We start from the raw sequence: 26889 nt of genomic DNA, 5'->3' as shown, positions 1-26889 counted from the left end.
GTCCCTTGGCGGCGGCCGGGACAGCGCGCGTCGTGGTTATTCTACTGGCTGCTCGGCCTTCATGGTTCGAGACGCCCCGCTGCGCGGGCTCCTTACCATGAGGGTCTAGCATCTTCGCCGCGAAGCAAATACCTCATCCTGAGGTGCCCGCCCAAAGGGCGGGCGTCTCGAAGGGTGACCACAAAGAAGCTGCTCGCCTTTACGTTACGGCTCACCCGCCTTGAACGGCTCCTCCTTGTCAGGCGGCACGGTTTCCCCGGCCATCGCCAGCAGCATCGCGACCATCACGTAATTGCCGGCGAGCGCGGTGAGATCGACGATCTGCTGATCGCCAAACACCTTCTTGGCGCGCGCGTAGGTCTCGTCCGAGACCTTCTTGGTGGTGGTGAGCTCGGTGACGAAGTCATAGACCACCGCTTCGTCCTCGCCCATCTTCGACGGCCGCTTGTTGGCCTTCAGCTCGGCGATGATATCCGGCGACAGACCCGCCTTGGCCGCGAGCGGTGCATGGGCGAACCATTCCACCTGCGAGCGCCATTGGCGCGCGATCACCAGGATCGCGAACTCGTTGAGCTTGGTTGGAACCGAAGTTTCCCAGCGCAAATAGTGAAACAGGTCGAACAGGCGCTGGCCGAGCACAGGGCTGCGGATCATCGGATTGTAGGGCCCGCCGATGCCGACGCTCGAGACCTTCATGATCTGCTCGCCGAGCGGCTTCTGCTTCTCGTCGAGCTGATTCATCGTGAGCTGCGGAAAGCGCGGCTCCTTGCTGGTGGCAGGCGCTGCAAACGTGGTGGCGGCGAGCCAGCCGCCCGCGGCAGCCAATGCCAGTGACGAGGCCCACAAGGCAGAATTCATCTTTTCCTCCCGCTTTGGTTGTTCCCAACAGGCTAGTCCAGCGCGCCAAGGGACGCCAGACATTGTGGAACTCCAAGAACCGCTTTCCGGTTCGCGCGTTGGAACGACCATGAATCCCAAGATGGAGGTCTGCAATGTCCAGATCCGGTATTGCGCGGGCAGGCTTGATCGTCGTCGCGCTGTGCCTTCCCTACGGTGCAGCCGGCGCCGCTTCATCTCCGTTTGCCGCGATGGCCGGCACATGGTCGGGCAGCGGCACGCTGAGCACAACCGACGGCGCACAGGAACGGCTGCGCTGCCGCGCGACCTATAACGTCGCAGGTGGCGGCGGCGAGCTTCGCCTCAATCTGCGATGCGCCAGCCAGAGCTATAATTTCGATCTCGCGGGCAATGTCGAATATCGCGACGGCGCCATTTCGGGCTCATGGAGCGAAGCCACGCGCAACGCTTCCGGCACGATCTCGGGGCGCGCGACGGCAGACCATGTCGACGCAGCCGCGCGCGGCGATAACTTCTCGGCCAATCTGTCGCTAACGACGCGCGGCAGCCGACAAAGCGTCTCGATCCGTCCGCAGGGCACCAATGTCACCGGCGTTTCGTTGGCGCTCAACCGGCGCTAGATCGCCTCGATATCGGTGAGACAGGCCTGCGTCAGGGTCATGCGGGCGTCGATGTGACGTTGCTCGCGACAATCCATGTTGAGCGCGAACACCGTTTGCGCACTGCCCTTCTCAGCCCAGCCCACCATCCAGCCGAGCGACGGCTCGCCGCGCTCGGCGCCCAGCAGTCCGGACTTCACGTGAATGACGGCGTCGCCGACCTTGGTCACCGGCAGGATATCACAGACGAGATCCTGGCTGCGCTTCGAGATCGGCAGCGCGCGGCGGCGCAGCCGGTCGACGAAATCGATCTGCTCGATCGGATCGATGCGCAGATTTCCGGTGAGCCAGAACTGGTCGATGCCGCCGCCGATGTCCCGATTGCCGTAGTCGAGGAGATCGACGTATTTCTGCATCCGCTCCTGCCCGATGCGGCGTGCGATCTCCTGATAGACCGGCACTGCGCTCACCGCGATCGCGCTGCGCAGCGTGTGGTCCTTGTTCCAGGCCTCGATCGGGCGCTTGACGCCGTCCCAGGGGAAGACATCCTTGTCCGGATCGGCGACCACGCCGGTTTCCAGCGCAATCAGCGAGTTCGGGATCTTGAAGGTCGAGGCCGGCAGCTTGCCCTCGCCCGAGCGCTCCCTGTCGCTGGCGATGATCAGGTAATCGTCGACCTTGTAGCCGATGAAGGTGCCGGCCGTACCTAGATCGGTGAAGCGCTTTGCGAGGCTCTCGCGGATCTCGTTGCGCGGCGGCGCGACATTGGCAAGCGCGCGCGACGGCAGGATGGCGGCTGCGGCAAGAAGGCCGAGGGTGGAACGGCGGGTGGGCAAGCGAAACGTCCGTTGAGTGGTGAAAGTGGCCGCGACCATGCAGCCGCTATCGTGTTGAAACGATGACAGGCTAAAGCGCGATGAGATTGGGATGAATCGTCATCGCGCTTTAGGTTGTTGTTTGAGCATGATCTCCCGCGCAAACGCCTTCCGCGTTTGTCGCGAGGGAAAACCGCTACCACTTTGCGCTAGCGCGGCCCTTCGGGTCCGGATCATGCTCTACCGCGCCCGGCCCGATAGCCGCAGCACGAACACCAGCACCTCGGCGACGGCCTTGTAAAGGTCCGGCGGGATCTCCTCGCCGAGCTCGACCTTGGACAACGCGCCGGCTAGGACTTCGTTCTCCTCGATCGGGATGTCGTGGGCCTTGGCGATCTCGACGATCTTCTCGCCGATCGTGCCCCTGCCCTTGGCGACGACCACCGGCGCGCCGCTGCCCTTCTCGTAGTGAAGCGCGATCGCAAGCTTGGTGTCGTTGCTCATGTCGCGCGATCCAGGAAGTGCCCGGCGCGGGCCGGTGCCGGCTGCGGCGGGGTGCCGTCGCGCACGATAATATCGCCGGGCTTGAGCTCAGCCTTCGTCAGGGCCTGGCTGAGTTCACCGACGCCGGCGCGCAATTGCTGCGCGGTGGTGGGTCGCTCCGCCCACATCCGCACGAAAGTCTTGTCGCCATTGAGCGTGATCAGCGCATGCACCGGGCCAGCCGGCTCGACATTGAGCGAAAAACGCGCGCGCCACGTGCGCTTGGCGGGATCGGCTGACTCGCTGCCGCCGTCGCGCGAGATCTCGAATTGCGCCATCGCAGTGCCCTGCGGCGTCGCGAACGGGATTTCGAAATTCCACTGCGGCACGGTCGGATCGATGCGATGGCCGCTGGCGTCGACGCGATCGGGCAGCGAGGCGACCTGCAACAAGGTCTGCCGCGCGATAGCGGCATCGGTGTCGTCGAGCAGGCGATGCACGGTCGCAGCCAGCGGGGTATCCGGCGTGAGCGACGGTGCGACGATCGATTGCGGCGACGGCAGCGCGCCGCGGAACGGCGGCGGCGTGGCCGTGCGCACAGCCTCGAACACGTGGCTGTCCGGCACGGCCTTGTTCGAACCCGGAACGTTGCCCGTCATGCGCGGCAGATTTTGCGTGACTTCTTGCAGGAGGCTCGTGGCAAGGCCCGCCGTCATGGTTCGCCCGGTCGTCGCTTGCGGAGCGTCGCCAGCCATATCGGCCAGCACGGCGGCTGCGAGATTGGCACTGCGCGGCATTTGCGGCGATTGAGCGATATCCGCGTCCGCGGACGGCAATGCCGCCTGCACCGCCTCGGCTGCAGCCTGAGCCGGCAAGGCCTGCGACGGGGCGGCAGAGTTCATCGAAGGCGCGGCTGCTTGCGCCGCCGCTTGCGACGCGCCAGCTTCGAGCGTGCCGGAGGTCGCGGCCAAGGTCTGGCGTAGCACCAGCAGCGCCGCCTTCAAATCCGGCATGGTACCGGACGACGGCGTCGCGGCGGACGCCAGCGAGGCCTCGAGAAACAGACCCGACTTCTGGAAGGCGGACTCGATATCGCCGCCGTCGAGCTGACTGTTGAGCGGCGTCTGCTGCGCGAGCACGTCCAGCACCGCCTGCTTTAGACCCGCCGGCAGATCGCTGCCGGTCACGACTGCGGTGAGGTTAGCAAACAGCGACGCCTGGCTGCCCTGTTTCGTCACGGCCTCGGCCGAGGCCACGGTCACCGCGACCTGTTCGGCCAGCGTCAGGGGATTGCGCATTGCGCTCAGCGACGGCGCAAGCGGCGGGCTGTCCACCCGTGATGCACCGGCCGGCGTCAGCGTGACCTGATCGGTCAGCGCCTCGCCTGTCCCGTTGACGACGGCGAGCCGGATGGTGCCGTCACTCTGGGAGACCGCGAGCTGAAGGTTCTGTCCCGGCGACAGCGCCACTTCCGACACCACGTCAAGGGAGAGATTGGCGATTGCGATCCGAACGAGGTTATCGGCAAGCACGCTGACGACCTTGGCGTCAACCACGCTGCCGTCCTGGAGCACGAGCCCGCTCGTTCCCGCATCGGCCCTGGGACCGGCGGAACTGACGGGGACGATCGAGCTTATCGGCGTCGGCATAGAGGCGGCCCAGGGGAATGCGCCTCCACCCTAGGGCCGTCGTCGTAAACCTCTCGTTAAGGACCTTCGGCCCCGGCCGGCTTCGCGGCCGCGAGCACCGCCACGGCGGCCTCAAAATCCCTCAGGCGGGCGGCACGGCGGCCGGCGGCCTCTTCGTCCACACCCCATTGGTCGGCGTTCCAGTCCTCATCGACATGGGCGGCCGCCCAGACCTGGTCGGCATCGCGCGCACCGTGCGCCAGCGCCAGCGCCAGCAGCGCCGAACCGGTCAGCGTCGTGATCACATGCAGCGCCGCCACGGCCCAAGGATCGTCCGGCAACGCGGCGCGCGCGGCTTGCACCGCCTCCTCCGGCTGCTTCACGTGCATGATGCCCTCGGACAGGATGAAATGCGCGCCCAGCGTTTCGGCGGCCCAGAACAGCACGGGGTCCCAATGCGCGGCCTCGCGGGCGACCAACCCCTTCGGATGGCCGGCGCGATAGAACAGCAAATCCGACTGGAAGTATTTTGCCAGATCGTCGCTGACGGAACCGACGCGGTCGACGACGCCCTCGATCACGCTGTTGGCAAGCCGCGTCAGCGGCATGGTCATGGGATCGAGCGCTTCCTTCTGCGCCTCCCATTCCGCGGCCACGGCATCGGCCAGCCCCCGCGAAGGGATCACCACCTGGCGGCTCGAAGGCGTGCGGATCGGCTTGCCGTCGAGCGTGACAGTGAAGCCGCCCTCGGCCTCGGCCACGCCCACCTCCTTGTAGAAGCGCTTGCGCAGCGGCGCGCGTGCGGCCTGGCGGGCCGCTTCATGCGGATCGAGCGGGGATTGCCCCGCAGCCTCATCGAACAATTCACGCATCTTACGTTTTCGGTCCCGCTTCCTGAATGCCAGACTTTTAAGATAAGACCGGTGGCCGATAAAGCGAGCCGCGGGCACCACCTCATGGGGGCCTTACTGGTTCGCGCAGCTCCGCGAATAGGCCGCCCGAGCGGCGGGCCCTAACCCTGCGCCGGCGGCGTCTTCCAAGCATTTCGAGATGCGGTCGCCGAACGACGTTCGCGGGATCGGCTGGTAGTTGTAGCTCGGCGGCGCGTCGAATTGCGGGACTTTCGGCACCTCGATCTGGGGCGGAGAGGGTGGCGGAGGCGGCGGCGGATTGAATTGCGAGGTCCCCGGCAGAAGCAACTGCGCCGAGGCAATCTGACCCGCCAAAAGCGACGCCAAGACAAGAAGAGAAATCGAGAGCCGTTTCATGGAGGATATGTTGTGCTCCTCCAGCGCCCGGTCAACTTGACTATTCTTCAGGCGCGTTCTCGATCGGATCAAATCTGGTTGCATCCAGCCCGAGCAGGTTCCACGACTGCTGCATGTGCGGCGGCAGCGGCGCGGTCGCGTCGATCACGCCGCCGCGCGGATGCGGAATCACGATGCGGCGCGCGAGCAGATGCAGCCGGTTTTGCAGCCCGCCCGGCAGCTCCCAGTTCTCCTTGTTGAAGTATTTAGGGTCGCCGATGATGGCATGGCCGATATGAGCCATATGCGCGCGTAGCTGATGGGTGCGGCCGGTGACCGGCTTCAGCGACACCCAGGTCAGCTTGTTGCCGGCGGTCTCGACCATCGCATAGTAGGTCACCGCGTGGCTCGCGCCCTCGTCACCGTGCTGGGCGATGCGCATGATGGTGTCCTCCTCGCCCTCCTCCTTGGCAAGGAAGGTCGAGATGCGGCCCTGCTTCGGTTTCGGCACGCCCGGCACCAACGCCCAGTAGATCTTCCGCGCCGAACGCGAACGGAAGGCGCCAGTCAGATGGCTCGCAGCAAAGCGTGTCTTGGCAATCAGGAGACAGCCCGACGTCTCCCTGTCGATCCGGTGCACGAGGCGGGGCTTCTGACCCTTGGCGTCGCGCATCACCTCCAGCATCTGGTCGATGTGCCGCGTCATGCCTGAGCCGCCCTGCACTGCAAGGCCAGCGGGCTTGTTGAGGACGAGGACGTCGTCGTCCTCGTAGATCGTCATCTCCTTCAGCGCCTGAAGGGTCTTTTGCGCAGCTTCCGACAGCGCGCCGGGCAGCTTGGGCGCGTCAAGCTTCAATGGCGGAATGCGGACGCTCTGCCCCTCCTCCAGACGGTCCTTGCTGTCGACGCGCTTGCCGTCGACGCGCAGCTCGCCTTTGCGGACGACGCGTTGGATGTGGGAGAACGACAGGCCGGGAAAGCGCGCCTCGAGAAAGCGGTCGACGCGCATGTTGTTCTCGTCGGCCGTGACGGTGACGGTCTGGACCTTGGTCGGCAGCAAAGCCTCGACGGGCTTTGCGGGGATAGGCTCCGGCGCACGCCGTTCGGCGCGCTCACCCGCAAAGCGCTGCGGCTTCGCGCCCGGCTTGCCGCCCGGACGCGGCCCAGCCTTCTGCGCGCTGCGCGCCTTGAACGGACGCGCCTCCTTGCGCTCATCGCGGGCGCGGGGTTTTGGGTTGGCTCTCTTGATGCGGCGGCTCATGCGTGCCTGCGTAGCCTAAAAGCGGCCTTTCGTCACGACGAAATGGCCGTTTTCAGCGCGAGCCGCCCCGCTCCTTGCGCAGTTTGGCCCAGTATTCCAGCCGTTTCCGGATCTCGCGCTCGAAGCCGCGTTCCGGCGGGTCGTAGAAGGTCTGGCGTCCCAATGCCTCGGGGAAGTAATCCTGGCCGGAGAAGGCGTCAGGCGCGTCGTGGTCGTATTCATAGCCGGTGCCGTAGCCCTCCGACTTCATCAGCTTGGTCGGCGAGTTGAGGATGTGCTTTGGCGGCAGCAGCGAGCCGGCCTGCTTTGCGGTCTGCACGGCGGCGCCGAAGGCGGTGTAGACGGCATTCGATTTCGGCGCGGTGGCGAGATAGACGACCGCCTGCGCGATCGCGAGCTCGCCTTCGGGATGACCGAGGAAATCGAAGGCGTCCTTCGCCGCGTTGGCGATGACGAGCGCCTGCGGATCGGCAAGCCCGATGTCCTCGACCGCCATGCGCACGACACGGCGCGCCAGGAACAGCGGATCCTCGCCGGCATCGAGCATGCGGGCGAGGTAATAGAGCGCGGCATCGGGATCGGAGCCGCGCACCGATTTATGCAGCGCCGAGATCAGGTTGTAGTGGCCGTCGGCCGACTTGTCGTAGATCGGGGCGCGGCGCTGCAGGATGTCCTGCAACTGCGCGGCATTGAAGCTCTCGCCTGCCCGCGCCGAACGCCAGACTTCTTCAACCAGCGTCAGCGCGGCCCGGCCGTCGCCATCGGCCATGCGCGCCAGTGCGGCACGCGCCTCCGCATCCAGCGGCAGCTTTCTGCCCTCGATCGCTTCCGCATGCGCGAACAGCTTTTCGATCGCGGCGGCGTCAAGCGAATGAAACACCAGCACGCGCGCGCGGGAGAGCAACGCGGCGTTGAGCTCGAAGGACGGATTCTCGGTGGTGGCGCCAACCATCACCACAGTGCCGTCTTCCATCACGGGCAGGAAAGAGTCCTGCTGCGCGCGGTTGAAGCGGTGCACCTCGTCGACGAACAGCAGCGTGCCCTTGCCCATCTCGCGCCGGGCACGTGCGGCGTCGAACGCCTTCTTCAGGTCGGCGACGCCGGAGAACACCGCGGAAATCTGCTCGAAGTGCAGGTCGGTCGCGTCGGCAAGCAGCCGCGCCACCGTGGTCTTGCCGGTGCCGGGCGGGCCCCAGAACACCAGAGAGCCGAGCGTGCGCGTCTCCAGCATGCGCGTCAGCGCGCCGTCGGGCCCGAGAATGTGGTCCTGGCCGACGACCTCCGACAGCGCGCGCGGACGCAGTCGGTCCGGCAGCGGACGAGGAGCTTCCTGATCGAGCCCCGCCGCGGCAAAGAGAGTTGGCGTCTCTGGTCGTTTCGGACTCATCCGCCCAGCGTGACGTTGATCTGCTGGCCGCCGCGCACCAGCGTGATGCGCCAGATCCGCTGGCGTTCGCCGGCCGCCTTCTCCAGGTCGCCGGTCTTGCTGATCTTCTGGTTGTTCACCGCCAGAATGATGTCGCCCTTCTGGAAGCCGACATTCGCGGCCGCGGTATCGCCGCCGATATCGGTGACGACGACACCTTCGGTGTCGGCGTCCAGATGTAGCTCATCGGCCACAGCCGGCGTGATGGTCGAGACCTTAGCGCCCTGGAACGGTGACCGCGCGGTGATGACGAGCTCGTTGCGGCCGGCGTCGGGCGCCGTCTCCAGCGCCACCGTGAGCTTGAGCGGCTTGCCGTTGCGCTGCACGTCGACCTGTGCCGTGCCACCGAGCGGACGCGTAGCGAACCGGTAGTCGAATGCGTTGGGATCATCCACGCTCTGACCATCAATCGCGACGATCAGATCGGAGGATTTCAGCCCTGCCTTTGCGGCGGGACCGTTCGGAACAACGCTTGCGACCAGCGCTCCGGTCGGCGAGCGCAGGCCGAGGCTGTCGGCGATGTCGGGCGTCACCGCCTGCAGCCGCGCGCCGAGCCACGGCCGCTTCACCGCCTTGCCCCCGCTCTTGGCGGAGGCGACGACGACGCGCACCATGTTGGCGGGAATGGCAAAGCCGATACCTTGCGAGCCGCCGGAGCGCGAATAGATCGCAGTGTTGATGCCGGCGAGCCTACCGTTCATGTCGACCAGCGCGCCGCCGGAATTGCCTGGATTGATCGCCGCGTCGGTCTGGATGAAGAACTGGTAGTCGGTGATGCCGACCTGCGTGCGCGCCAGCGCCGAAATGATGCCGTGGGTCACGGTCTGGCCGACGCCGAAGGGATTGCCGATCGCGAGCACGACGTCGCCGACCATCAATTCATCCGAATTGGTGAAGTCGAGCGTGGGGAATTTCTCCTTCGCGTCCTTGATGCGCAGCACGGCGAGATCGCTGCGGGAATCCTTCAGCACGATATCGGCCTCGAATTCGCGCTTGTCTGACAGCGACACCTTCACCTGGTCGGCGCCCTCGATGACGTGGACGTTGGTGACGACGAGGCCGGATGCGTCGACGATGACGCCGGAGCCGAGCGAGCGTTGCATCTGCTCGGGCTGCTGGCCCGGCACGCCGAAGAAGCGGCGGAAGATCGGATCATCCAGCAGCGGGTTGCGGTTCTGCACCACCTTGGCCGCATAGACGTTGACGACCGCCGGCTGTACCCGCTGCACGATCGGGGCATAGGACAGTCGCAGCTCCGCCATCGAGGACGGCACCCGGCGGTCCTGCGCGGAGGCCGGATCAAGGCTGCCCGAAAGGGCGATGCACAATCCCGTGATGACAGCGATACAGATCGGTCGAAACATTCCTACCTCTCGGAAAAGACGCCGGAATATAGGCGTGTTCGCTCGCCAATAGAAGGGCGCCGCGCCGCAATATTCACCCCCTCCCTCGCCCAAGGCGGCCTGCAAGTTCTGCGTGCGCCATCTCATTTTACTTGGCGGCACGGATTGGCATGACATCCGTCATCTTGCATGCTGTCCGATGGTGGATTCGGTTGCGGCGAATTTGCATCAGTGGGAACCGCAGCCGTTGGCGCGCCGTCGCGGGGCAGTCATCGATCATTCTTAGGCTCTCCCGTTGCGACTTGGGGAAGGAAGTTCATCAACCGATGGAGTGCTGACGTGAGCAGGACAAGAATTGCGGCCACGGCGATTGGTCTCGCCGGCGCGCTGGCGGCCTCGCAGGCCCAGGCCCAATCGGCAAGCAGCAGCGAACAGGAGATCGCACTCCTGAAGCAGCAATTGAAAATACTGGAGCAGAAGCTCGACAAGCTCCAAAGTCAGACCGCGGCGAACACGGCGGCCACGGCGAAAGCCAAGGCCGAAGCGAAGGCCGAAGCCAAAGCCGAAGCAAGATCGGAGGCGAAAGCCGCGATCGCAAATGCCAATGCGGCGGTACCGGTGAAGGCGACGGTGCCGGCGTCGGGCGTCGTGGTGACGATGCCGAACAACCGCCCGACGATCTGCACCGCCGACCAGGCGAACTGTGTCGCGATCACCGGCCGCCTGCATTGGGACGTCGGCGGCTATGACTATCGTCCCAATACGGCGGCAACGGTGCCGCAGAAGCTCGACAGCGGCGAGAACGTCCGCCGTGCGCGCATCGGCGTTACCGGCAAATTCTTCAACGACTGGAATTTCGCGCTGATCTACGATTTCGGCGGCTCGTCCGACGGATTTGGCGGTGCGGCGCCGGGATCGCTGCCGGGCGGCGGCGTGTCCGGCGTCGAGAACGCCTATCTCAGCTACACCGGCCTCAAGCCGTTCGGCGGCAAGATGGCGATCGAGGCCGGCATAATGGACCTGCCCTACACGATGGATGAGGCCACGAGCTCCAACGACATCATGTTCATGGAACGCGCCTCGCCGGGCGTGATCGCCACCAACATCGCCGCCGGCGACTTCCGCTCAGCGGCCGGCACGCGCTGGTACAACGACGTGCTCTGGATCGGCGGCTATGTCACGGGACCGTCGACCGGCGCGATCCACTCCGCCTCGAGCACGTCACCGGCCGGCACGTCCGAGCAATATGGCGCTGTCGCCCGCGTTGCCGGCCAGGTCGTCAGCGGCAAGGACTACTCGATCCACCTCGGCGCCGATGCGGAGTGGCTGATCCAGCCGCCGCGCAATCTGATCGCCAATACGCAGACGCTCACACTGAGCGACCGCCCGGAATTGCGCCTCGATCCGACCACGCTGGTCTCGACCGGCGCTATCGCCAATGTGTCAGGTGCGCAGGTCTACAGCCTCGAAGCGGCGGCGACCTATGGACCTCTCATCCTGCAGGGAGAGTATTTCTGGTACAATGTCGATCGCGGCGCGAATACATCAGTGGTACCGACCGGCTTGCCGAGCTTGAAATTCCAGGGCGGCTATGCCCAGGCCGGCTATGTGCTGACAGGTGAGAGCCGGACTTACAATGCGGCGAACGCGGCCTATAACGGTGTCAAGCCGGCGCATCCGTTCTCGCTCGACGGCGGCGGCTGGGGCGCGTGGGAGATCGCGGGGCGCTTCTCGACGATCGACCTCAACAATCAGCTCGCAACCCCGGCCGGCATCGCCGGCGGACGGCAGACCGTCTACACGCTCGCGCTCAACTGGTACGTCAACGGCAACGTGCGGTTCATGCTGGACTACCTGCATGGCACCGTCTCCAAGCAGGCCTCGCCGGTCTCGACCGCGGACGTCGGCTCGAAGTTCGACGCGATCGCAATGCGCACGCAGTTCGCGTTCTAGGCTCTCACGCGTCGTCCCGGGGCGCGCGAAAAGCGCGAGCCCGGGATCCATAACCACAGGCCTGAGTTGTTGTTCCGAAGGGTTCGCAGTTGGAGCTTTCGCAGCAACACAACTCTGGTTATGGGCCCCGCCTCCGCGTGCGCAATGGCGCACTAGTCGGGGACGACACCGAGAACGTCACGCCATCTGATGGAGACAAGCCATGAAGGCCGTCGGCTACAAAAAATCGCTTCCGATCGAGGATGCGGAGGCACTGATCGATTTCGAGACCACAACGCCCGAGCCGAAGGGGCGCGACATCCGTGTCGCTGTGAGGGCGATCTCGGCCAATCCGGTCGACTACAAGGTGCGCAAGCGCGCCGCCCCGCCCGAGGGCGAGATCAAGATCCTTGGCTATGACGCGGCCGGCGTAGTCGATGCCGTCGGGCCCGACGTCACGCTGTTCAAGGTAGGCGATGAAGTGTTCTACGCCGGCTCGATCCTTCGCCAGGGCACCAACGCGGAATTCCACCTCGTCGACGAGCGCATCGTCGGCCGCAAACCGAAGAGCCTGTCCTTCGCGCAGGCCGCGGCCCTTCCCCTCACCTCCATCACCGCATGGGAGCTGCTGTTCGACCGGCTCGGGGCCGTGCCGGGTAGAAGCGTCGATCCCCGGACGCTTCTGATCACGGGTGGCGCCGGCGGCGTCGGCTCGATCCTGATCCAGCTCGCCCGCCGCCTCACCGGGCTGACGGTGCTCGCGACCGCGACGCGGCCGGAGTCACAGAAATGGTGCCTCGATCTCGGCGCGCATGCGGTGGTCGACCACGGCAAGCCGATGAAGGAGCAGATCGAGAGCTTGAGGCTGCCGCCGGTCGCACTGGTGGCGAGCCTCACCTTCACTGACCAGCACTACAAGGCGATCGCAGAGTTCATGGCGCCGCAGGGTCGGTTCGGCCTGATCGACGATCCACCGGAATTCAACGTGAGCGCATTCAAGGGCAAGGCGATCTCGATTCACTGGGAATCGATGTTCACGCGCTCCTCGTTCCAGACGCCGGATATGATCGCGCAGCATCAACTGCTCAACGACGTCTCCGACCTCATCGACAAGGGCGTGCTGCGCACCACGCTCGACCAGACCTTTGGCACGATCAACGCCGCCAACCTCAAGCGCGCGCATGCGCTGCTGGAAAGCGGCAAGTCGCGCGGCAAGATCGTGCTGGAGGGGTGGTAATCCTCACTGCGAAGCGGGCGACGCTGCCCCCTCGGGGGGACGCGTCGCCCGCTCGACAAAGCCCTTGGCGAGCGCGTGATAGATCCCCTCCTCACAGATCATCCGCGAGACGAAGTGGGCGATCAACGCCGCCGTCATCAGCGGTACCACCATGGCGTGATTGTCGGTCATCTCGGTGACGATCACGAAGGCCGTGATCGGCGCCTGCACCACGCCGGCAAAATAGGAGACCATGCCGAGCAGCATGATTGCGCCGATCGGCGCGTCGTGGAAAAGGAGCGCGACGTTGCTGCCGAGGCCGGCGCCGACGGCCAGTGACGGCGAAAAGATGCCGCCGGGTATGCCGCTGACCGCCGCAAAGGTCGTCGCGAGTAATTTAAGGCCGCCGAAGTCCTGCGGCAGCGGCGAGCCATGCTCCAGCGCCTGCTTCACCTGCGCGTAGCCCGTGCCGTAGATGGTGTCGCCGGACACCAGGCCGCAGATCGCAACCGCAAACCCGCAAACGAGCGCGAACCACAGCGGGTGGGCCTTGATCGCACGACCGATCGGGTTGGCGAGCCCCCGCGCCATGGTGATAACGATGCGGCTGAAAAGTCCACCGGCGACGCCCCCAACGACGCCGCAGGCCGGGACCGCCAGCCAGTCGACGCCGCGGGCCAGCGACATCGCGCTACTGCCGAAATAGGTGTAGTTGCCCATCAGTGCCAAGGACGTCAGGCCTGCTGCGATGACGGCGGCGATGATGAGGCTGCTGGTGCGCGTCTCGAAGGCGCGGCTCATTTCCTCGATGCCAAACACGATGCCCGCCAACGGGGTGTTGAAGGCGGCGGCGACGCCCGCCGCCGCGCCAGCCAGAATCAATCCGGGTTGACGCCTCGGCGACACGCGTCCGAGCGCGAACATGACAGATGCGCCGACCTGCACCGTCGGCCCTTCCCGTCCGACGGAGCCGCCACACAACAGGCCGAACAAGGTTAGAAGCATCTTGCCGGCGGCAACCCGCAAGGAGACGAGCCGCTCCCGCTCGGTCTGATCGTTCAGGTGGCGCGCGGCGATGGCCTGCGGAATTCCGCTGCCTTGGGCGTTGGGAAACAGCCGGATGGTGAGGAAAGCCGACAGCATGAAGCCAAGCGGCGTCACCAGCAGGACGGCGTAGCGCGATTGCGCGAGCAGCAGCCTGAAGGCGTCCTGGGCGAGGTCGGCGAGCTGCGCCAGCGCCACGGCCGCGGCGCCGACGACAATTCCGCCCAGCAGGAAGATCGCCCTCCGCTGCCATCGGGCAGAGGTGACCTTGAAGAGACGTTTGTTGCGGATAGACCGAGCCGTGATCATCAATCGATCTTTAACCGGTCGTGCCGCGATTTGAAGCTGAAAAGCGAGCAGACCAGCTAGGCCGGAACCACGCCCTCCACGAACAGCAGCCGCCGCTCCAGCGCTGTCCGCCGCAGCTTCAATGCCTCGGCATATTCCGGCGAGGCGTACCATTCGCGTGCCCGCGCCATCGACGGAAATTCCACGATGATGATGGTTCTCGGTGGCGGGCCGCCCTCCACCACGTCGGCAGCGCCGCCACGGACGAGGTAACGGCCGCCGTATTGCGCGATGGTTTTAGCGGCGAGCGTGCGATGGGCCTCGAAGCTTGCGACATCGCGCATCTCGACTTCGGAGATCACATAAGCGGCCACGCGCATCGACTCAGGCGATGGTGTTGACGATGCCGCCCTCGGCGCGGAGCGCCGCGCCGTTGGTCGCGGAGGCCTCCTTCGAAGCGACATAGACAACCATGTTGGCGATCTCGTCGACGCTGGCGAAGCGTTGCAGCAGCGAGCTTGGACGGTGCTGTTTGACGAAATTGGCCGCGGCCTCGTCGACCGACTGTCCGTTCTGCCTCGCGAGATCCTTCACGAAAGTCTCGACCCCCTCCGACATGGTGGGGCCCGGCAGCACGGAGTTGATGGTGACGCCGGTGCCGCGCGTGAGCTGCGCGAGCCCGCGCGCCACCGAGAGCTGCGCCGTCTTGGTCATACCGTAATGGATCATCTCGACGGGAATGTTCAGCCCTGACTCCGAGGAGATGAAGACGATGCGGCCCCAATTGCGCTTGAGCATGCCCTTCAAGTAGGCGCGCGACAGCCGCACGCCGCTCATGACGTTGACCTCGAAGAAGCGGCTCCAGTCCTCGTCGGGAATTTCAAAAAAATCCTTCGGCTCGAAGATGCCGGCATTGTTGATGAGGATGTCGACCTCCGGCAGCGCCGAAACAAGTGCCTTGCAACCCGCTGCGGTCGACACGTCCGCGGCGATGCCGCGGACTTTGGCGCCCGTCCCTTCCAGCTTGCGGACGGCGGCATCGACCTTGTCCTGGCCGCGCCCGTTGACCACGACACTCGCGCCGGCGGCAGCAAGCCCCTTGGCGATGGCTTGGCCGATGCCGGCGGTCGAGCCGGTCACGAGGGCAGTCTTTCCGGAAAGGTCGAGCTTCATGTCTCATCTCCATTGATGTCGATGGAGATATCGGACGCGGCCCAAGCAGCCGCAATCCGCACTCACTGATGCGTGAGCAGAACGCTCCACCTCGTCGTCCTGGCATTCGCCAGGACGACACCATTGATCTTCGACAAACGGCCAACAAAAAAGCGGCGCCCAAGGGCGCCGCTTTCGAAACCTGATGCCGCCCGGCTTATGCCGCCTCGGCTTCCTTCTCCTGCACCGGGCCGGAGTCCTGGCCCTTGGCGTCGACGTCGCGATCGACGAACTCGATCACGGCCATCGCGGCGTTATCGCCGTAGCGGAAGCCGGCCTTGATGATGCGGGTGTAGCCGCCCTGGCGGTCCTTGTAGCGGGTGGCGAGCGTGTCGAAGAGCTTCTTGACCATGTCGACGTCGCGCAGCTCGGCGATCGCCTGACGGCGGAGCGACAGGCCGCCCTTCTTGCCGAGGGTGACGAGCTTCTCGACGATCGGGCGAAGCTCCTTGGCCTTGGGCAGCGTGGTGACGATCTGCTCGTGCTTGATCAGCGAGGCCGCCATGTTGGCGAACATCGCGCGGCGATGCTCGGCCGTGCGGTTGAGCTTCCGATGAACCTTGCCGTGACGCATGTGACTACTCCTTACGTTTGAACTGCCGCGACGGTTCGTCGGACCAGTTGCTCAGGTGGGCTTCCTGCGTTCGCCCATTAAGAAACGTGGCCGGAAATCTCCGGCCACGACGGTGAAATCGGATCAGTAGTGATCCTCGAAGCGCTTGGCGAGCTCGTCGATGTTCTCCGGCGGCCAGCCCGGCACTTCCATGCCGAGGTGCAGACCCATCTGGGCCAGCACTTCCTTGATCTCGTTCAGCGACTTGCGGCCGAAGTTCGGAGTGCGGAGCATTTCCGCCTCGCTCTTCTGCACGAGATCGCCGATGTAGACGATGTTGTCGTTCTTCAGGCAGTTGGCCGAACGCACCGACAGCTCGAGCTCGTCCACCTTCTTGAGGAAGGCCGGGTTGAAGGCGAGATCCGGGATGATCTCCTGGGCGACTTCCTTGCGCGGCTCTTCGAAGTTGACGAACACGTTGAGCTGATCCTGCAGGATGCGCGCCGCATAGGCCACCGCGTCATCCGGCGAGATCGCGCCGTTGGTCTCGATCGTCATGGTCAGCTTGTCGTAGTCGAGGATCTGGCCCTCGCGGGTGTTTTCGACCTTGTAGGAGACCTTGCGGACCGGCGAGAACAGGCTGTCGACCGGGATCAGGCCGATCGGCGCATCCTCGGGCCGGTTGCGTTCGGCGGGCACGTAGCCCTTGCCGGTCGAGACCGTGAACTCCATGCGGATCTCGGCGCCCTCGTCGAGCGTACAGATCTGGAGGTCGGGATTGAGCACGGTGACGTCGCCGACCGTCTGGATGTCGCCGGCGGTGACTACGCCCGGGCCCTGCTTCTTCACGACCATGCGCTTGGGGCCTTCGCCCTGCATCTTGATCGAGATGTCCTTGATGTTGAGCACGATGTCGGTGACGTCCTCACGGACGCCAGCGATCGAGGAGAACTCGTGCAGCACGCCGTCGATGTGCACCGACTGCACCGCCGCGCCCTGGAGCGAGGACAGAAGGATGCGGCGGAGCGCATTGCCGAGCGTCTGGCCGAAGCCGCGCTCGAGCGGCTCGGCGACGATGGTCGCGAAACGGGCCGGATCGCTGCCGGGCGTTACCTGGAGCTTGTTCGGCCGAATCAGTTCTTGCCAATTTTTCTGGATCGTCACTGTTTCACCCATACAGGCCAGTCAATTTGCCACTTCAAATACTGGCGTTGAAGAAGGCCGCGGATCGCGTCCGCGGCTTCGCAAAAGTCTTCGCGGAGGGCCGAGACCGTCCGCGTCTTCACATCAAACGCGCCGACGCTTGCGCGGACGGCAACCATTGTGCGGGATCGTCGTCACGTCACGAATCGAGGTGACGGTGAAGCCAGCCGCCTGCAGCGCGCGAAGCGCGGACTCACGGCCCGAACCCGGACCGGCAACTTCCACCTCGAGAGTGCGCATGCCGTGCTCCTGCGCCTTCTTGGCGACGTCTTCGGCCGCGACCTGCGCCGCATACGGGGTCGACTTGCGCGAGCCCTTGAAACCCATCGTGCCTGCGGAGGACCAGGCGATCGTGTTGCCCTGCGCGTCGGTGATGGTGATGGTCGTGTTGTTGAACGACGAGTTCACGTGCGCGACGCCGGAGGCGATGTTCTTGCGCTCACGACGGCGAACGCGGGTGGCTTCCTTGCCCATTGAGTCCCTTTCTGAAGATCTCAAACGCCGCCGTAATGCCAGCGGCTACACCTGTGGAAGCGAATGGTGAGCGGCGAATAGCGAATAGGGAAAACCCCTACTCGCCATTCGCCATTCCCTATCCGCAGATTTACTTCTTCTTGCCGGCGATGGCCTTGGCCGGCCCCTTGCGCGTGCGCGCATTGGTGTGGGTACGCTGACCGCGCACCGGCAGGCCGCGACGATGCCGCAGGCCGCGATAGCAGCCGAGGTCCATCAGACGCTTGATGTTGATGCCGACCTCGCGACGCAGGTCGCCCTCGACGAGATAGTCGCGGTCGATCACTTCGCGGATCTGAAGCACTTCGGCGTCGCTGAGCTGATTGACGCGACGATCCTCGGGGATCTTCACCTTCTCCATGATGTCACCGGCGATCTTGGGGCCGATGCCATGGATGTACTGCAGCGCGATGAGCACGCGCTTGTTGGTGGGAATGTTTACGCCGGCAATACGGGCCACGGCCTTCTCTCCTGTTGCCGATCCCTTGTCAGGAATCGGGCTTTAAGTGCTTGCTTTCTCGGGCAGGTGTTCACAAACGCGAACACGACGCCCACCCCCGGTCTTCCTGGGGCCCGGCATCGTCTGAAACTATCCGACTTGGATGCGGGGCTTATTAAGGGATTCAGGGGGCTTTCGTCAACCGCCGCTAGCGTTTGGCTCGCTTTTTCGTGACCTTTTTTGGGCTCTTCTTCGAGGCCTTTTTCGCGGCTTTTTTGACGGCTTTCTTGGCCGCCTTCTTCACGGCCTTCCTGCCTCCCTTGGCAGCCTTCTTGGAGGCCTTTGCGGCGGCTTTGCTGGCCTTTTTGGCGGATTTCGCCGGCTTTTTAGCGGTTTTGGCGGCCTTTTTGCCCCCTGCCTTGGCGGCGCTCCTGGCCGTGCTCTTGGCCGCGCTTCTGGCGTGCGTCTTGGGCTCGACGGCCCCGAGCGCTAGCAGGAGGCGATGGATGGCCCGGGTGACCTCGTCGATGGCCATCATGCCATCGACCGTCGAGAGCTTCCGCCGCTCCGAATAGTAGTGAATCAGCGGTTCCGTCAGGCTGCGGTAGCTGGCCAGCCGCTTGGTCAGGACTTCCGGAGTGTCGTCGACCCGGACCTCCTCACCGCGCTCCCGCATCTGCGCCACACGGGTCTCGACGCGCTGGAGCAGCGCGCTCTCGTTGACGCGCAGCTCGATCACCGCGTCGAGCTTGAGATGCTTGTGCCTGAGGAGCTCGTCGAGCGCCTCGGCCTGCGGCACGGTGCGGGGGAAGCCGTCCAGGATGAAACCGCGCTTGGCATCTGGCTGGTCGATCCGGTCGGAGATGATTCCAACCACCACGTCATCGGGGACGAGGCCGCCATTGGCCATGATCTCCTTGGCCTTGAGGCCGATGGGCGTGCCGGCCGCAACCGCAGCGCGAAGCATCTCACCGGTCGAGAGCTGGACGATGCCGTAGCGCTGCACCAGAAGTTGCGCCTGGGTCCCCTTGCCCGACCCCGGCGGTCCCAGAAGTATAATTCTCATCGGCGTACGCCCCCCGGATTGGTGAGCGATACGTCGCGCACCTGCATTTGAAGATCAACAAACAGTGCAAACCACAATCAGCGCTGCGCCGCCACCCATATCATAGGGGAGCGAGCAGCGGGGCACCAAGAAAGCCTGCGAAATCAGCGATGACGTGGCGGTGAGAGCAGCTCGGCCGAGCCAATCGCGCGCTCAGCGCGGGCCCGATAGGCGCTGCGCCGTGTGCGCGCAGCGAATCGATGACACGTCGATCGGCGGCCTGAAGGGGCCGCCGTGCGTCAGCGACGGCGTCCGCCGCGCAGCTTCGACTTGCGAATCAGCCCCTCGTATTGATGAGCGAGCAAATAGCCCTGCACCTGCGCCACCGTGTCCATGGTGACGCTAACGACGATCAGAAGCGACGTGCCGCCGAAATAGAACGGCACCGAGGCGTAGGAAATCAGGATTTCCGGAATCAGACAGACGATCGCGAGATAGATCGCGCCGACCACGGTGATGCGCGACAGCACGTAGTCGATATATTCCGCGGTGCGCTCGCCCGGACGAATGCCCGGAATGAACCCGCCGTGCTTCTTCAGGTTGTCCGCGGTCTCGGTCGGATTGAACACGATCGCGGTGTAGAAGAAGGCGAAGAACACGATCAGCGCGAGATAGAGGAACAGGAACAACGGCCGGCCGTGGCCGAGCTGGGTGGTGATCCACTGGAACCATTCCGGCCCCTTGCCGGCGTTGAAGTTCGCAACCGTCGTCGGCAGCAGCAGCAGCGAGGACGCGAAGATCGGCGGGATCACGCCCGAAGTGTTGAGCTTGAGCGGCAGATGCGAGGACTGGCCCTCGAACATCTTGTTGCCGACCTGGCGCTTCGGATACTGGATCAGCAGCCGGCGCTGGGCGCGCTCCATGAACACGATGAAGGCGATCACGGCAACCGCCATCACGATCACGACCAGGATCAGGCCGGTCGACATCGCGCCCTGACGGCCGAGTTCCAGCATGTTGGCGAGCGCCGAGGGCAGCTCGGCGACGATGCCGGACAGAATGATCAGCGAAATGCCGTTGCCGATGCCGCGCGAAGTCACCTGCTCGCCCAGCCACATCAGGAACATGGTGCCGCCGGTCAGCGTGATGGTGGTGGAGAGGCGGAAGAACATGCCGGGGTCGCTGACGACGTTGCCCGCGCCCTCGAGGCCCACCGCGATACCGTAGGACTGGAACGCGGCCAGGATCACGGTGAGGTAGCGCGTGTACTGGTTCAGGGTCTTGCGGCCCGCCTCGCCTTCCTTCTTCAGCGCCTCGAGCTGCGGCGAGACGGTGGTGAGGAGCTGGATGATGATCGAGGCCGAGATGTACGGCATGATGTTCAGCGCGAAGATCGCCATGCGGTGAATGCCGCCGCCGGCGAACATGTTGAACATGCCGAGGATGCCGCCCGCCTGGGAGCGGAACACCTGCTCCCAGATATTGGGATCGATGCCGGGCAGCGGGATGTAGGTGCCCAGCCGATAAACCAGCATCGCACCCAGGGTGAACCAGATGCGCTTCTTCAGCTCGTCAGCTTTGGCAAACGCGCCGAAATTCAGATTGGCTGCCAGTTGTTCCGCTGCTGAGACCATCTTGGGCTTTCTCCCGCCGCTTTTTGCGCCGTCATGCCCGCGGCCGGGCTACTTGGGCGGACGCCGGACATTATCTGGTGCTCGGCTTCGATAAGTCCAACGTCCAGCATACGTAAAGGCCCGCCAGGCGCGGGCCAATGACGCAGTTGTTACGCTGCCTCGCCTTCTTCCTTGGCAGGCGCGAGGATCTTCACCGAGCCGCCGGCCTTCTCGACCGCCGCGATCGCGGACTTCGAGGCGCCATGCACTTCGATGTTGAGCTTGGCCTTGAGCTCGCCGCGGCCGAGCAGCCGCAGGCCGGCCTTGGAGCGGCGCAGCACGCCCGCCTTGACCAAAGCCTCGGCGTTCACGACGCTGCCGGCGTCGATCTTCTTGGCATCGACCGCTTCCTGAAGCCGGTCGAGATTGATCTCGGCGAACTCGACGCGGAAGATGTTGTTGAAGCCGCGCTTGGGCAGACGGCGATGCATCGGCATCTGGCCGCCTTCGAAACCCTTGATGCGCACGCCCGAACGCGCGGTCTGGCCCTTGCCGCCGCGGCCGGACTGCTTGCCCTTGCCCGAACCGATGCCGCGGCCGACGCGCATGCGCTTCTTACGCGAGCCGGCGTTGTCGGCGATATCGCTGAGCTTCATCGCCCTTCTCCTTGTCTTACTTCTCGTCGACGATGCGGACGAGATGGTGAACCTTCTCGATCATACCGCGGACGGCCGGGGTGTCCGGCAGTTCGCTCACGCGGCCGATCTTGTTGAGCTTGAGTCCGATCAACGTCGAACGCTGCGAGTGATGGCGGCGGATCGCGCTGCCGGTCTGCTCGAGCTTGATCGTCTTTGCGGCCTTGGCCATGGGAGTCTACTCCGAAAAGCTTCCGTTAGTCCGCAGCCGCCTCGGCATCGCCGCCGATGCGACGGGCCTGAAGGGTGGACACCTTGATGTTGCGGCGGGCTGCGACCGAACGCGGCGAATCCTGGTGCTTCAGCGCGTCGAAGGTCGCGCGCACCATGTTGTAGGGGTTCGACGAGCCGATCGACTTCGCCACCACGTCCTGGACGCCGAGCGTCTCGAACACGGCGCGCATCGGGCCGCCGGCGATGATCCCGGTACCGGCCGGAGCGGCACGCAAGTACACACGGCCCGCACCGTGACGGCCGGCGATGTCGTGATGGAGCGTACGGCCCTCGCGCAGCGAAACACGGGTCAGATTGCGCTTGGCGGCTTCCGTCGCCTTCCGGATCGCCTCAGGCACTTCGCGTGCCTTGCCGTGACCGAAGCCGGCGCGGCCCTTCTGATCGCCGATCACGACCAGCGCTGCGAAACCGAAGCGCTTGCCGCCCTTGACGACCTTGGCCACGCGGTTGATGTGGACGAGCTTGTCGACGAACTCGCTGTCGCGCTCCTCGCGCTCCCTGCTCCGTTCGCGTCCGCCGCGGTGTTCGCGTTCAGCTGCCATGGTTTTTCCAATCCTTCAGAGGCTTACGCCTCAATCCTCAAATTCTGTTAGAAGCTCAGCCCGCTCTCACGCGCCGCATCGGCAAGAGCCTTGACGCGCCCGTGATAGAGGTAGCTGCCGCGATCGAACACGACTTCCTTGACGCCCTTCTCCGCGGCGCGCTGGGCCAGCAGCTTGCCGACCGCCTTCGCCGCATCGATGTCGGCGCCGGTCTTGCCACCGTCGCGCATCGACTTCTCGAGCGAAGAGGCAGACGCCAGCGTCTCGCCCTTCAGGTCGTCGATGACCTGGGCGTAGATGTGCTTGGACGAGCGGAACACCGACAGGCGCGGACGGCCGCCTCCGGAGCGGCGCAACTTCAGCCGCACACTCCGCTTGCGCCGGGCATTCGTAACCTTGGCTTTCGACATGACCGGCTCCGTTACTTCTTCTTGCCTTCCTTGCGGAAGATGAATTCGTCGGCGTACTTCACGCCCTTGCCCTTGTAGGGCTCCGGCGGACGATAGGCGCGGATCTCAGCCGCGACCTGGCCGACGCGCTGGACGTCACTGCCCGACACCATGATCTCAGTCGGCTTCGGCACGGCGATCGTGATGCCTTCCGGGATCGGATAGATCACGTCGTGGCTGTAGCCGAGCGCGAGCTGCAGGTTCTTGCCCTGCATCGCGGCACGGTAGCCGACGCCGGTGATTTCGAGCTTCTTCTCGAAACCCTTGGTGACGCCCTCGACGAGGTTCGCGACCTGGGCGCGTGCGGTGCCGTAGAGCGCCCGCGCGCGGTTGGTCTCGACCCGCGGCTTGACCTTGACCTGGCCGTTCTCGAGCTTCACCTCGACGTCGTCATGGACGATGAACTGAAGCTGGCCCTTCGGCCCCTTCATCTTGACGGTCTGGCCATCGACGGTCGCGGTAACGCCCGACGGCACCGTCACAGGCTTTTTGCCAACACGTGACATGGATCGAAAATCCTTCTCAGAACACCGTGAAGAGGACTTCGCCGCCCACATTCGCGTCGCGCGCGCTGTGGTCGGCCATGATCCCCTTCGGCGTCGACAACACCGAAATGCCGAGCCCGTTGTTGACCCGCGGCAGGTTCTTCACCGAGGCGTAGACGCGACGCCCGGGCTTGGAAACACGTTCGATCTCGCGGATGACGGGCTCGCCGTCGAAATACTTCAGCTCGATCTCGATCTCGCTGCGACCCGAGGAATGCTCGACCGTGGCGTAGCCGCGGATGTAGCCCTCGGACTTCAGCACCTCGAGCACGTTCTCGCGCATCTTGGAGCCGGGCGTGGAGACCTTGGTCTTCGAGCGCATCTGCGCGTTGCGGATGCGGGTGATCAGATCGCTGATTGGATCGTGCGTAGACATCTAAACGACCCTCCTTACCAGCTCGACTTCACGAGGCCCGGGACCATGCCCTTGGAGCCAAGTTCGCGCAGCGCGATACGGGACAGCTTGTTCTTGCGATAGTTCGAGCGCGGACGGCCCGACAGCTCGCAACGCATGCGGATGCGGGTCGCCGACGAATTGCGCGGCATTTCCGCGAGCTTCAGGGTTGCGGCGAACCGCTCCTCCATCGGGATCTTCTTGTCGGCGATGATCGCCTTCAACCGCTCGCGCTTGGCGGCGGCGTTCTTCACCATCCGCTTGCGCCGGTTGTTCTTCTCGACTGAACTCTTCTTTGCCATGCTTGGCTCCTGGGTATCCGCGTTTGAGAGGCTTTAGGTCAGCGTCTCACTGCCGGAACGGGAAATTGAAAGCGGTCAACAAGGCCCTCGCCTCTTCGTCGGTCTTGGCCGTGGTGCAGACGGTGATGTCCATACCGCGGGCTTCCGTGACCTTGTCGAAGTCGATCTCGGGGAAAATGATGTGCTCCTTGATGCCGAGCGAATAGTTGCCGCGGCCGTCAAAGCTCTTCGGGTTCAGACCGCGGAAGTCGCGGACGCGCGGCAGCGCGACCGTCACCAGGCGATCGATGAACTCGTACATGCGGGCCTTGCGCAGCGTGACCTTGCAGCCGATCGGCTGGTTCTCACGCAGCTTGAAGGTCGCGATCGCGATGCGCGAATAGGTCACGATCGCCTTCTGGCCGGCGATCTGGGTCAGTTCGGCGGCGGCGTTCTCAGCCTTCTTGCGGTCGTTGACGGAATCGCCGACGCCCATGTTCAGCACGACCTTGTCCAGCCGCGGAACCTGCATGACGTTCTCGTAACCGAACTTCTCGGTCAACGCGCCGCGAATCTTCGCGTCATATTCCGCGCGCAGGCGCGGCACGTAGGCGGTGTCAGCCATCGATCTCAGCTCCCGAGCTCTTGGCGATGCGGACCTTCTTGCCGTCCGCCAGAATCTTGAATCCGATGCGCGTCGGCTTTCCGTCCTTGCCGAGATACGCGATGTTGGACAGTTGGATCGGCGCCTCTTTCGAGATGATGCCGCCCTCCTGGGCCTGCGTCTGCTTCTGGTGACGCTTGACCATGTTGATGCCGCGCACGAGAGCCGTGCCGGCCTCCGGGCGCACCTCGAACACCTCGCCGGTGCGGCCCTTGTCACGGCCGGTCAGCACGACGACCTTGTCGCCCTTGCGGATCTTCGCAGCCATCACAGCACCTCCGGCGCGAGCGAAATGATCTTCATGTGGTTCTTGGCGCGCAGCTCGCGCGGCACGGGCCCGAAGATACGGGTGCCGACCGGCTCGGCCTGGTTGTTGATCAGGACGGCGGCGTTGCGGTCGAAGCGGATGACCGAACCGTCAGCGCGGCGGATGTCCTTGCGGACACGCACCACCACGGCCTTCATCACGTCGCCCTTCTTCACCTTGCCACGCGGAATCGCTTCCTTGATCGAGACGACGATGATGTCGCCGATGGTGGCGTAGCGGCGCTTGGAACCTCCGAGCACCTTGATACACATGACACGGCGTGCGCCAGAATTGTCGGCCACGTCGAGGTTGGTCTGCATCTGAATCATTGATGCACCTCGTCCTCTTTCTCTTTTGCGCCAGCCTGGCCGGCGCTCAACATTTCCCTGAAGTCAGTCGGCTAGATGCCGGCAGCTCAGGCGCTTTTCTTCTGTTCGCCCCGGATCACGACCCAGCGCTTCAACTTCGAAATCGGCTTCGATTCTTCGATCCAGACCACGTCACCCGGCTTGAACTGGTTGTTCTCGTCGTGCGCGTGATAGTTCTTCGAACGGCGGATCGTCTTCTTGTAGATCGGGTGCGTGAAGCGGCGATCGACGCGCACCACGATGGTCTTGGCCTGCTTGTCGCTGACGACCACGCCCTGCAGAGTACGTTTCGGCATCTTCGTAAGCCTCTTACTTCTTCTTCGCGCGCTGCTGCGCGGCGACGGTCTTGATGCGGGCGATGTCGCGGCGGGCCTCGCGCAGGCGCGAGGTGTTCTCGAGCTGCCCGGTGGCACGCTGGAAGCGCAGGTTGAAGCGCTCCTTCTTCAGGTTCAGGATGGCGTCATCCTGCTGGTCGGGGCTCATCGCGCGGATGTCTTCGATCTTCATCTGGGCCATGGCCACTACTCCGCAATGCGCTCGACGAAGCGCGTCTTGATCGGCAGCTTGGCGGCCGCCAGGGTCAGCGCCTCGCGCGCCGTCTGGGTGTTGACGCCGTCGATCTCGAACAGCACCCGGCCCGGCTTGACGCGGGCGACCCACAGCTCCGGCGAACCCTTGCCGGAGCCCATGCGGACTTCGGCCGGCTTCTTCGACACCGGAACGTCCGGGAACACGCGGATCCAGACGCGGCCGGCGCGCTTCATGTGGCGGGTCAGCGCGCGGCGGGCGGCCTCGATCTGACGCGCGGTGACGCGCTCAGGCTCGGTCGCCTTCAGGCCGAACTGGCCGAATGCCAACGTCGCGCCCGAAGACGCAACGCCGTGGATGCGGCCCTTATGCGCCTTCCGGAACTTCGTTTTCTTAGGTTGCATCATGGCTTTAAGCCCTCAAATTCCTGTCTGGCTTCAGGCCGCGGCCGCGTCGCGACGCTGCCGGCCGCCACCGCTACCACCACCCTCACCTTCGGCCATTCTCTTGTCCTGGGCCATCGGATCGTGCTCGAGGATCTCACCCTTGAAGATCCAGACCTTGACGCCGCAGGTGCCGAAGGTCGTGAACGCGGTCGCGACGCCGTAGTCGATGTCGGCGCGCAGCGTGTGCAGCGGCACGCGGCCTTCGCGGTACCACTCCATGCGCGCGATTTCGGCACCGCCGAGACGGCCCGAGCAGTTGATACGGATGCCCTCCGCGCCGAGACGCATCGCCGACTGCACGGCGCGCTTCATCGCGCGGCGGAACGCCACGCGGCGCTCGAGCTGCTGGGCGATCGACTCGGCCACCAGCGTCGCATCGAGCTCCGGCTTGCGGATCTCGACGATGTTGATGACGACGTCGGACGAGGTGATGTCCGCCACCTTCTTGCGCAGCTTGTCGATGTCGGCGCCCTTCTTGCCGATCACCACGCCCGGACGGGCCGAGTGGATGGTGACGCGGCACTTCTTGTGCGGACGCTCGATCACGATGCGGGCGACCGCCGCCTGCTTGAGCTCCTTGTGCAGGATCTCGCGGATCTTGACGTCCTCGTGCAGCAGCTTGCCGTATTCCTGCTTGCCGGCGAACCAGCGGGAATCCCAGGTCCGGTTGATGCCGAGACGCAGACCGATCGGATTGATCTTTTGACCCATCGTATTC

General features: G+C 64.7%; 34 protein-coding genes. 3 read left to right on the top strand and 31 right to left on the bottom strand.

Annotated features, from left to right (window positions below; translation table 11 throughout):
• Positions 1 to 204: 204 nt before the first annotated feature.
• A complete protein-coding gene (locus tag MTX21_RS02320) occupies positions 205 to 858 on the bottom strand; it encodes a carboxymuconolactone decarboxylase family protein (protein ID WP_280970326.1) in 654 nt (217 codons plus the stop codon).
• Positions 859 to 992: 134 nt separating this feature from the next.
• Between MTX21_RS02320 and MTX21_RS02315 the strand changes: the two genes are divergently transcribed.
• Positions 993 to 1478, top strand: a complete 486-nt coding sequence (locus tag MTX21_RS02315) for a hypothetical protein (RefSeq protein WP_280970325.1) — start codon at positions 993 to 995, stop codon at positions 1476 to 1478.
• Here the strand turns inward: MTX21_RS02315 and blaOXA are convergent.
• From blaOXA to MTX21_RS02275, 7 genes are all read right to left on the bottom strand, one after another.
• Positions 1475 to 2293, bottom strand: a complete 819-nt coding sequence (gene blaOXA / locus MTX21_RS02310; protein WP_280970324.1) for a class D beta-lactamase — start codon at positions 2291 to 2293, stop codon at positions 1475 to 1477. The two genes, MTX21_RS02315 and blaOXA, sit on opposite strands and share 4 nt — an antisense overlap.
• 219 nt (positions 2294 to 2512) lie before the next feature.
• Positions 2513 to 2776: an EscU/YscU/HrcU family type III secretion system export apparatus switch protein gene (locus tag MTX21_RS02305; RefSeq protein ID WP_280970323.1), complete on the bottom strand. Its 264-nt coding sequence runs from the start codon at positions 2774 to 2776 to the stop codon at positions 2513 to 2515.
• The gene (locus MTX21_RS02300) at positions 2773 to 4404 is read right to left on the bottom strand and encodes a flagellar hook-length control protein FliK (protein WP_280970322.1); all 1632 of its coding nucleotides are present in this window, start codon (positions 4402 to 4404) and stop codon (positions 2773 to 2775) included. The genes MTX21_RS02305 and MTX21_RS02300 overlap by 4 nt, the downstream gene beginning before the upstream one ends.
• A 56-nt stretch (positions 4405 to 4460) precedes the next feature.
• Positions 4461 to 5255 (bottom strand): ATP12 family protein, encoded by a 795-nt coding sequence (locus MTX21_RS02295; protein WP_280970321.1) that lies wholly within the window; start codon positions 5253 to 5255, stop codon positions 4461 to 4463.
• A 436-nt stretch (positions 5256 to 5691) separates the two neighbouring features.
• A complete protein-coding gene (locus MTX21_RS02285) occupies positions 5692 to 6891 on the bottom strand; it encodes an RluA family pseudouridine synthase (RefSeq protein WP_280970319.1) in 1200 nt (399 codons plus the stop codon).
• Positions 6892 to 6943: 52 nt separating this feature from the next.
• Entirely contained in the window at positions 6944 to 8278 is a 1335-nt protein-coding gene (locus MTX21_RS02280; protein WP_280970318.1) for a replication-associated recombination protein A, read from the bottom strand.
• Positions 8275 to 9681 carry a DegQ family serine endoprotease gene (locus MTX21_RS02275; RefSeq protein ID WP_280970317.1) on the bottom strand — a complete coding sequence of 469 codons (1407 nt, stop codon included), beginning with the start codon at positions 9679 to 9681 and terminating at the stop codon, positions 8275 to 8277. The genes MTX21_RS02280 and MTX21_RS02275 overlap by 4 nt, the downstream gene beginning before the upstream one ends.
• 318 nt (positions 9682 to 9999) lie before the next feature.
• Here MTX21_RS02275 and MTX21_RS02270 point away from each other — a divergent pair, with 318 nt between their 5' ends.
• Together MTX21_RS02270 and MTX21_RS02265 are read left to right on the top strand one after the other, a co-directional pair.
• Entirely contained in the window at positions 10000 to 11613 is a 1614-nt protein-coding gene (locus MTX21_RS02270; protein WP_280970316.1) for an OprO/OprP family phosphate-selective porin, read from the top strand.
• A 202-nt stretch (positions 11614 to 11815) separates the two neighbouring features.
• Positions 11816 to 12829, top strand: a complete 1014-nt coding sequence (locus MTX21_RS02265) for a zinc-binding alcohol dehydrogenase family protein (protein ID WP_280970315.1) — start codon at positions 11816 to 11818, stop codon at positions 12827 to 12829.
• Positions 12830 to 12832: 3 nt separating this feature from the next.
• On the opposite strand, the gene MTX21_RS02260 is transcribed toward MTX21_RS02265, so the two are convergent.
• From MTX21_RS02260 to rpsC, 23 genes are all read right to left on the bottom strand, one after another.
• Positions 12833 to 14161, bottom strand: a complete 1329-nt coding sequence (locus MTX21_RS02260) for a chloride channel protein (protein ID WP_280970948.1) — start codon at positions 14159 to 14161, stop codon at positions 12833 to 12835.
• A 56-nt stretch (positions 14162 to 14217) separates the two neighbouring features.
• A complete protein-coding gene (locus tag MTX21_RS02255) occupies positions 14218 to 14514 on the bottom strand; it encodes a DUF1330 domain-containing protein (RefSeq protein ID WP_280970314.1) in 297 nt (98 codons plus the stop codon).
• 10 nt (positions 14515 to 14524) lie between these two features.
• Entirely contained in the window at positions 14525 to 15313 is a 789-nt protein-coding gene (locus MTX21_RS02250) for an SDR family oxidoreductase (protein ID WP_280970313.1), read from the bottom strand.
• Between the two features lie 196 nt (positions 15314 to 15509).
• Positions 15510 to 15926, bottom strand: a complete 417-nt coding sequence (rplQ, locus tag MTX21_RS02245) for a 50S ribosomal protein L17 (protein WP_063682058.1) — start codon at positions 15924 to 15926, stop codon at positions 15510 to 15512.
• 123 nt (positions 15927 to 16049) lie between these two features.
• On the bottom strand, positions 16050 to 17081 hold the full coding sequence (locus tag MTX21_RS02240) for a DNA-directed RNA polymerase subunit alpha (RefSeq protein WP_280970312.1): 1032 nt from the start codon (positions 17079 to 17081) through the stop codon (positions 16050 to 16052).
• Between the two features lie 111 nt (positions 17082 to 17192).
• Entirely contained in the window at positions 17193 to 17582 is a 390-nt protein-coding gene (rpsK, locus tag MTX21_RS02235) for a 30S ribosomal protein S11 (RefSeq protein WP_280970311.1), read from the bottom strand.
• 130 nt (positions 17583 to 17712) lie between these two features.
• On the bottom strand, positions 17713 to 18081 hold the full coding sequence (gene rpsM / locus MTX21_RS02230) for a 30S ribosomal protein S13 (protein WP_027574068.1): 369 nt from the start codon (positions 18079 to 18081) through the stop codon (positions 17713 to 17715).
• A gap of 187 nt (positions 18082 to 18268) precedes the next feature.
• Positions 18269 to 19126, bottom strand: coding sequence for an adenylate kinase (locus MTX21_RS02225; protein WP_280970310.1), 858 nt, complete (start codon positions 19124 to 19126; stop codon positions 18269 to 18271).
• Positions 19127 to 19404: 278 nt separating this feature from the next.
• Positions 19405 to 20739 carry a preprotein translocase subunit SecY gene (gene secY, locus MTX21_RS02220; protein ID WP_280970309.1) on the bottom strand — a complete coding sequence of 445 codons (1335 nt, stop codon included), beginning with the start codon at positions 20737 to 20739 and terminating at the stop codon, positions 19405 to 19407.
• Between the two features lie 149 nt (positions 20740 to 20888).
• Positions 20889 to 21374: a 50S ribosomal protein L15 gene (rplO, locus tag MTX21_RS02215; protein WP_280970308.1), complete on the bottom strand. Its 486-nt coding sequence runs from the start codon at positions 21372 to 21374 to the stop codon at positions 20889 to 20891.
• 16 nt (positions 21375 to 21390) lie between these two features.
• Positions 21391 to 21585: a 50S ribosomal protein L30 gene (gene rpmD / locus MTX21_RS02210; protein ID WP_063682061.1), complete on the bottom strand. Its 195-nt coding sequence runs from the start codon at positions 21583 to 21585 to the stop codon at positions 21391 to 21393.
• Positions 21586 to 21610: 25 nt separating this feature from the next.
• Entirely contained in the window at positions 21611 to 22189 is a 579-nt protein-coding gene (rpsE, locus tag MTX21_RS02205; RefSeq protein ID WP_063701840.1) for a 30S ribosomal protein S5, read from the bottom strand.
• 47 nt (positions 22190 to 22236) lie between these two features.
• Positions 22237 to 22599: a 50S ribosomal protein L18 gene (rplR, locus tag MTX21_RS02200; protein WP_027554160.1), complete on the bottom strand. Its 363-nt coding sequence runs from the start codon at positions 22597 to 22599 to the stop codon at positions 22237 to 22239.
• An 11-nt stretch (positions 22600 to 22610) separates the two neighbouring features.
• A complete protein-coding gene (gene rplF, locus MTX21_RS02195) occupies positions 22611 to 23144 on the bottom strand; it encodes a 50S ribosomal protein L6 (protein WP_280970307.1) in 534 nt (177 codons plus the stop codon).
• Positions 23145 to 23160: 16 nt separating this feature from the next.
• The gene (gene rpsH / locus MTX21_RS02190) at positions 23161 to 23559 is read right to left on the bottom strand and encodes a 30S ribosomal protein S8 (protein ID WP_280970306.1); all 399 of its coding nucleotides are present in this window, start codon (positions 23557 to 23559) and stop codon (positions 23161 to 23163) included.
• 14 nt (positions 23560 to 23573) lie between these two features.
• Complete coding sequence (rpsN, locus tag MTX21_RS02185) at positions 23574 to 23879, bottom strand: 30S ribosomal protein S14 (RefSeq protein WP_280970305.1); 306 nt, start codon at positions 23877 to 23879, stop codon at positions 23574 to 23576.
• Between the two features lie 46 nt (positions 23880 to 23925).
• Positions 23926 to 24483 carry a 50S ribosomal protein L5 gene (gene rplE, locus MTX21_RS02180; protein ID WP_280970304.1) on the bottom strand — a complete coding sequence of 186 codons (558 nt, stop codon included), beginning with the start codon at positions 24481 to 24483 and terminating at the stop codon, positions 23926 to 23928.
• Positions 24476 to 24790 (bottom strand): 50S ribosomal protein L24, encoded by a 315-nt coding sequence (gene rplX / locus MTX21_RS02175; RefSeq protein ID WP_280970303.1) that lies wholly within the window; start codon positions 24788 to 24790, stop codon positions 24476 to 24478. The genes rplE and rplX overlap by 8 nt, the downstream gene beginning before the upstream one ends.
• On the bottom strand, positions 24790 to 25158 hold the full coding sequence (gene rplN, locus MTX21_RS02170; protein ID WP_008549246.1) for a 50S ribosomal protein L14: 369 nt from the start codon (positions 25156 to 25158) through the stop codon (positions 24790 to 24792). The genes rplX and rplN overlap by 1 nt, the downstream gene beginning before the upstream one ends.
• An 86-nt stretch (positions 25159 to 25244) precedes the next feature.
• Positions 25245 to 25493, bottom strand: coding sequence for a 30S ribosomal protein S17 (rpsQ, locus tag MTX21_RS02165; protein ID WP_280970302.1), 249 nt, complete (start codon positions 25491 to 25493; stop codon positions 25245 to 25247).
• Between the two features lie 13 nt (positions 25494 to 25506).
• Positions 25507 to 25713 (bottom strand): 50S ribosomal protein L29, encoded by a 207-nt coding sequence (rpmC, locus tag MTX21_RS02160; protein WP_063701850.1) that lies wholly within the window; start codon positions 25711 to 25713, stop codon positions 25507 to 25509.
• A 5-nt stretch (positions 25714 to 25718) separates the two neighbouring features.
• Positions 25719 to 26132, bottom strand: a complete 414-nt coding sequence (rplP, locus tag MTX21_RS02155) for a 50S ribosomal protein L16 (RefSeq protein ID WP_008136349.1) — start codon at positions 26130 to 26132, stop codon at positions 25719 to 25721.
• A gap of 30 nt (positions 26133 to 26162) precedes the next feature.
• Entirely contained in the window at positions 26163 to 26882 is a 720-nt protein-coding gene (rpsC, locus tag MTX21_RS02150; RefSeq protein ID WP_027554155.1) for a 30S ribosomal protein S3, read from the bottom strand.
• Between the last annotated feature and the right edge of the window lie 7 nt (positions 26883 to 26889).

The organism is Bradyrhizobium sp. ISRA430, assembly GCF_029909975.1.
Taxonomy (GTDB): Bacteria; Pseudomonadota; Alphaproteobacteria; order Rhizobiales; family Xanthobacteraceae; genus Bradyrhizobium.
The sequence above is the reverse complement of the archived record's forward strand: the minus strand, read 5'-3'. Positions and strand labels throughout refer to the sequence as shown.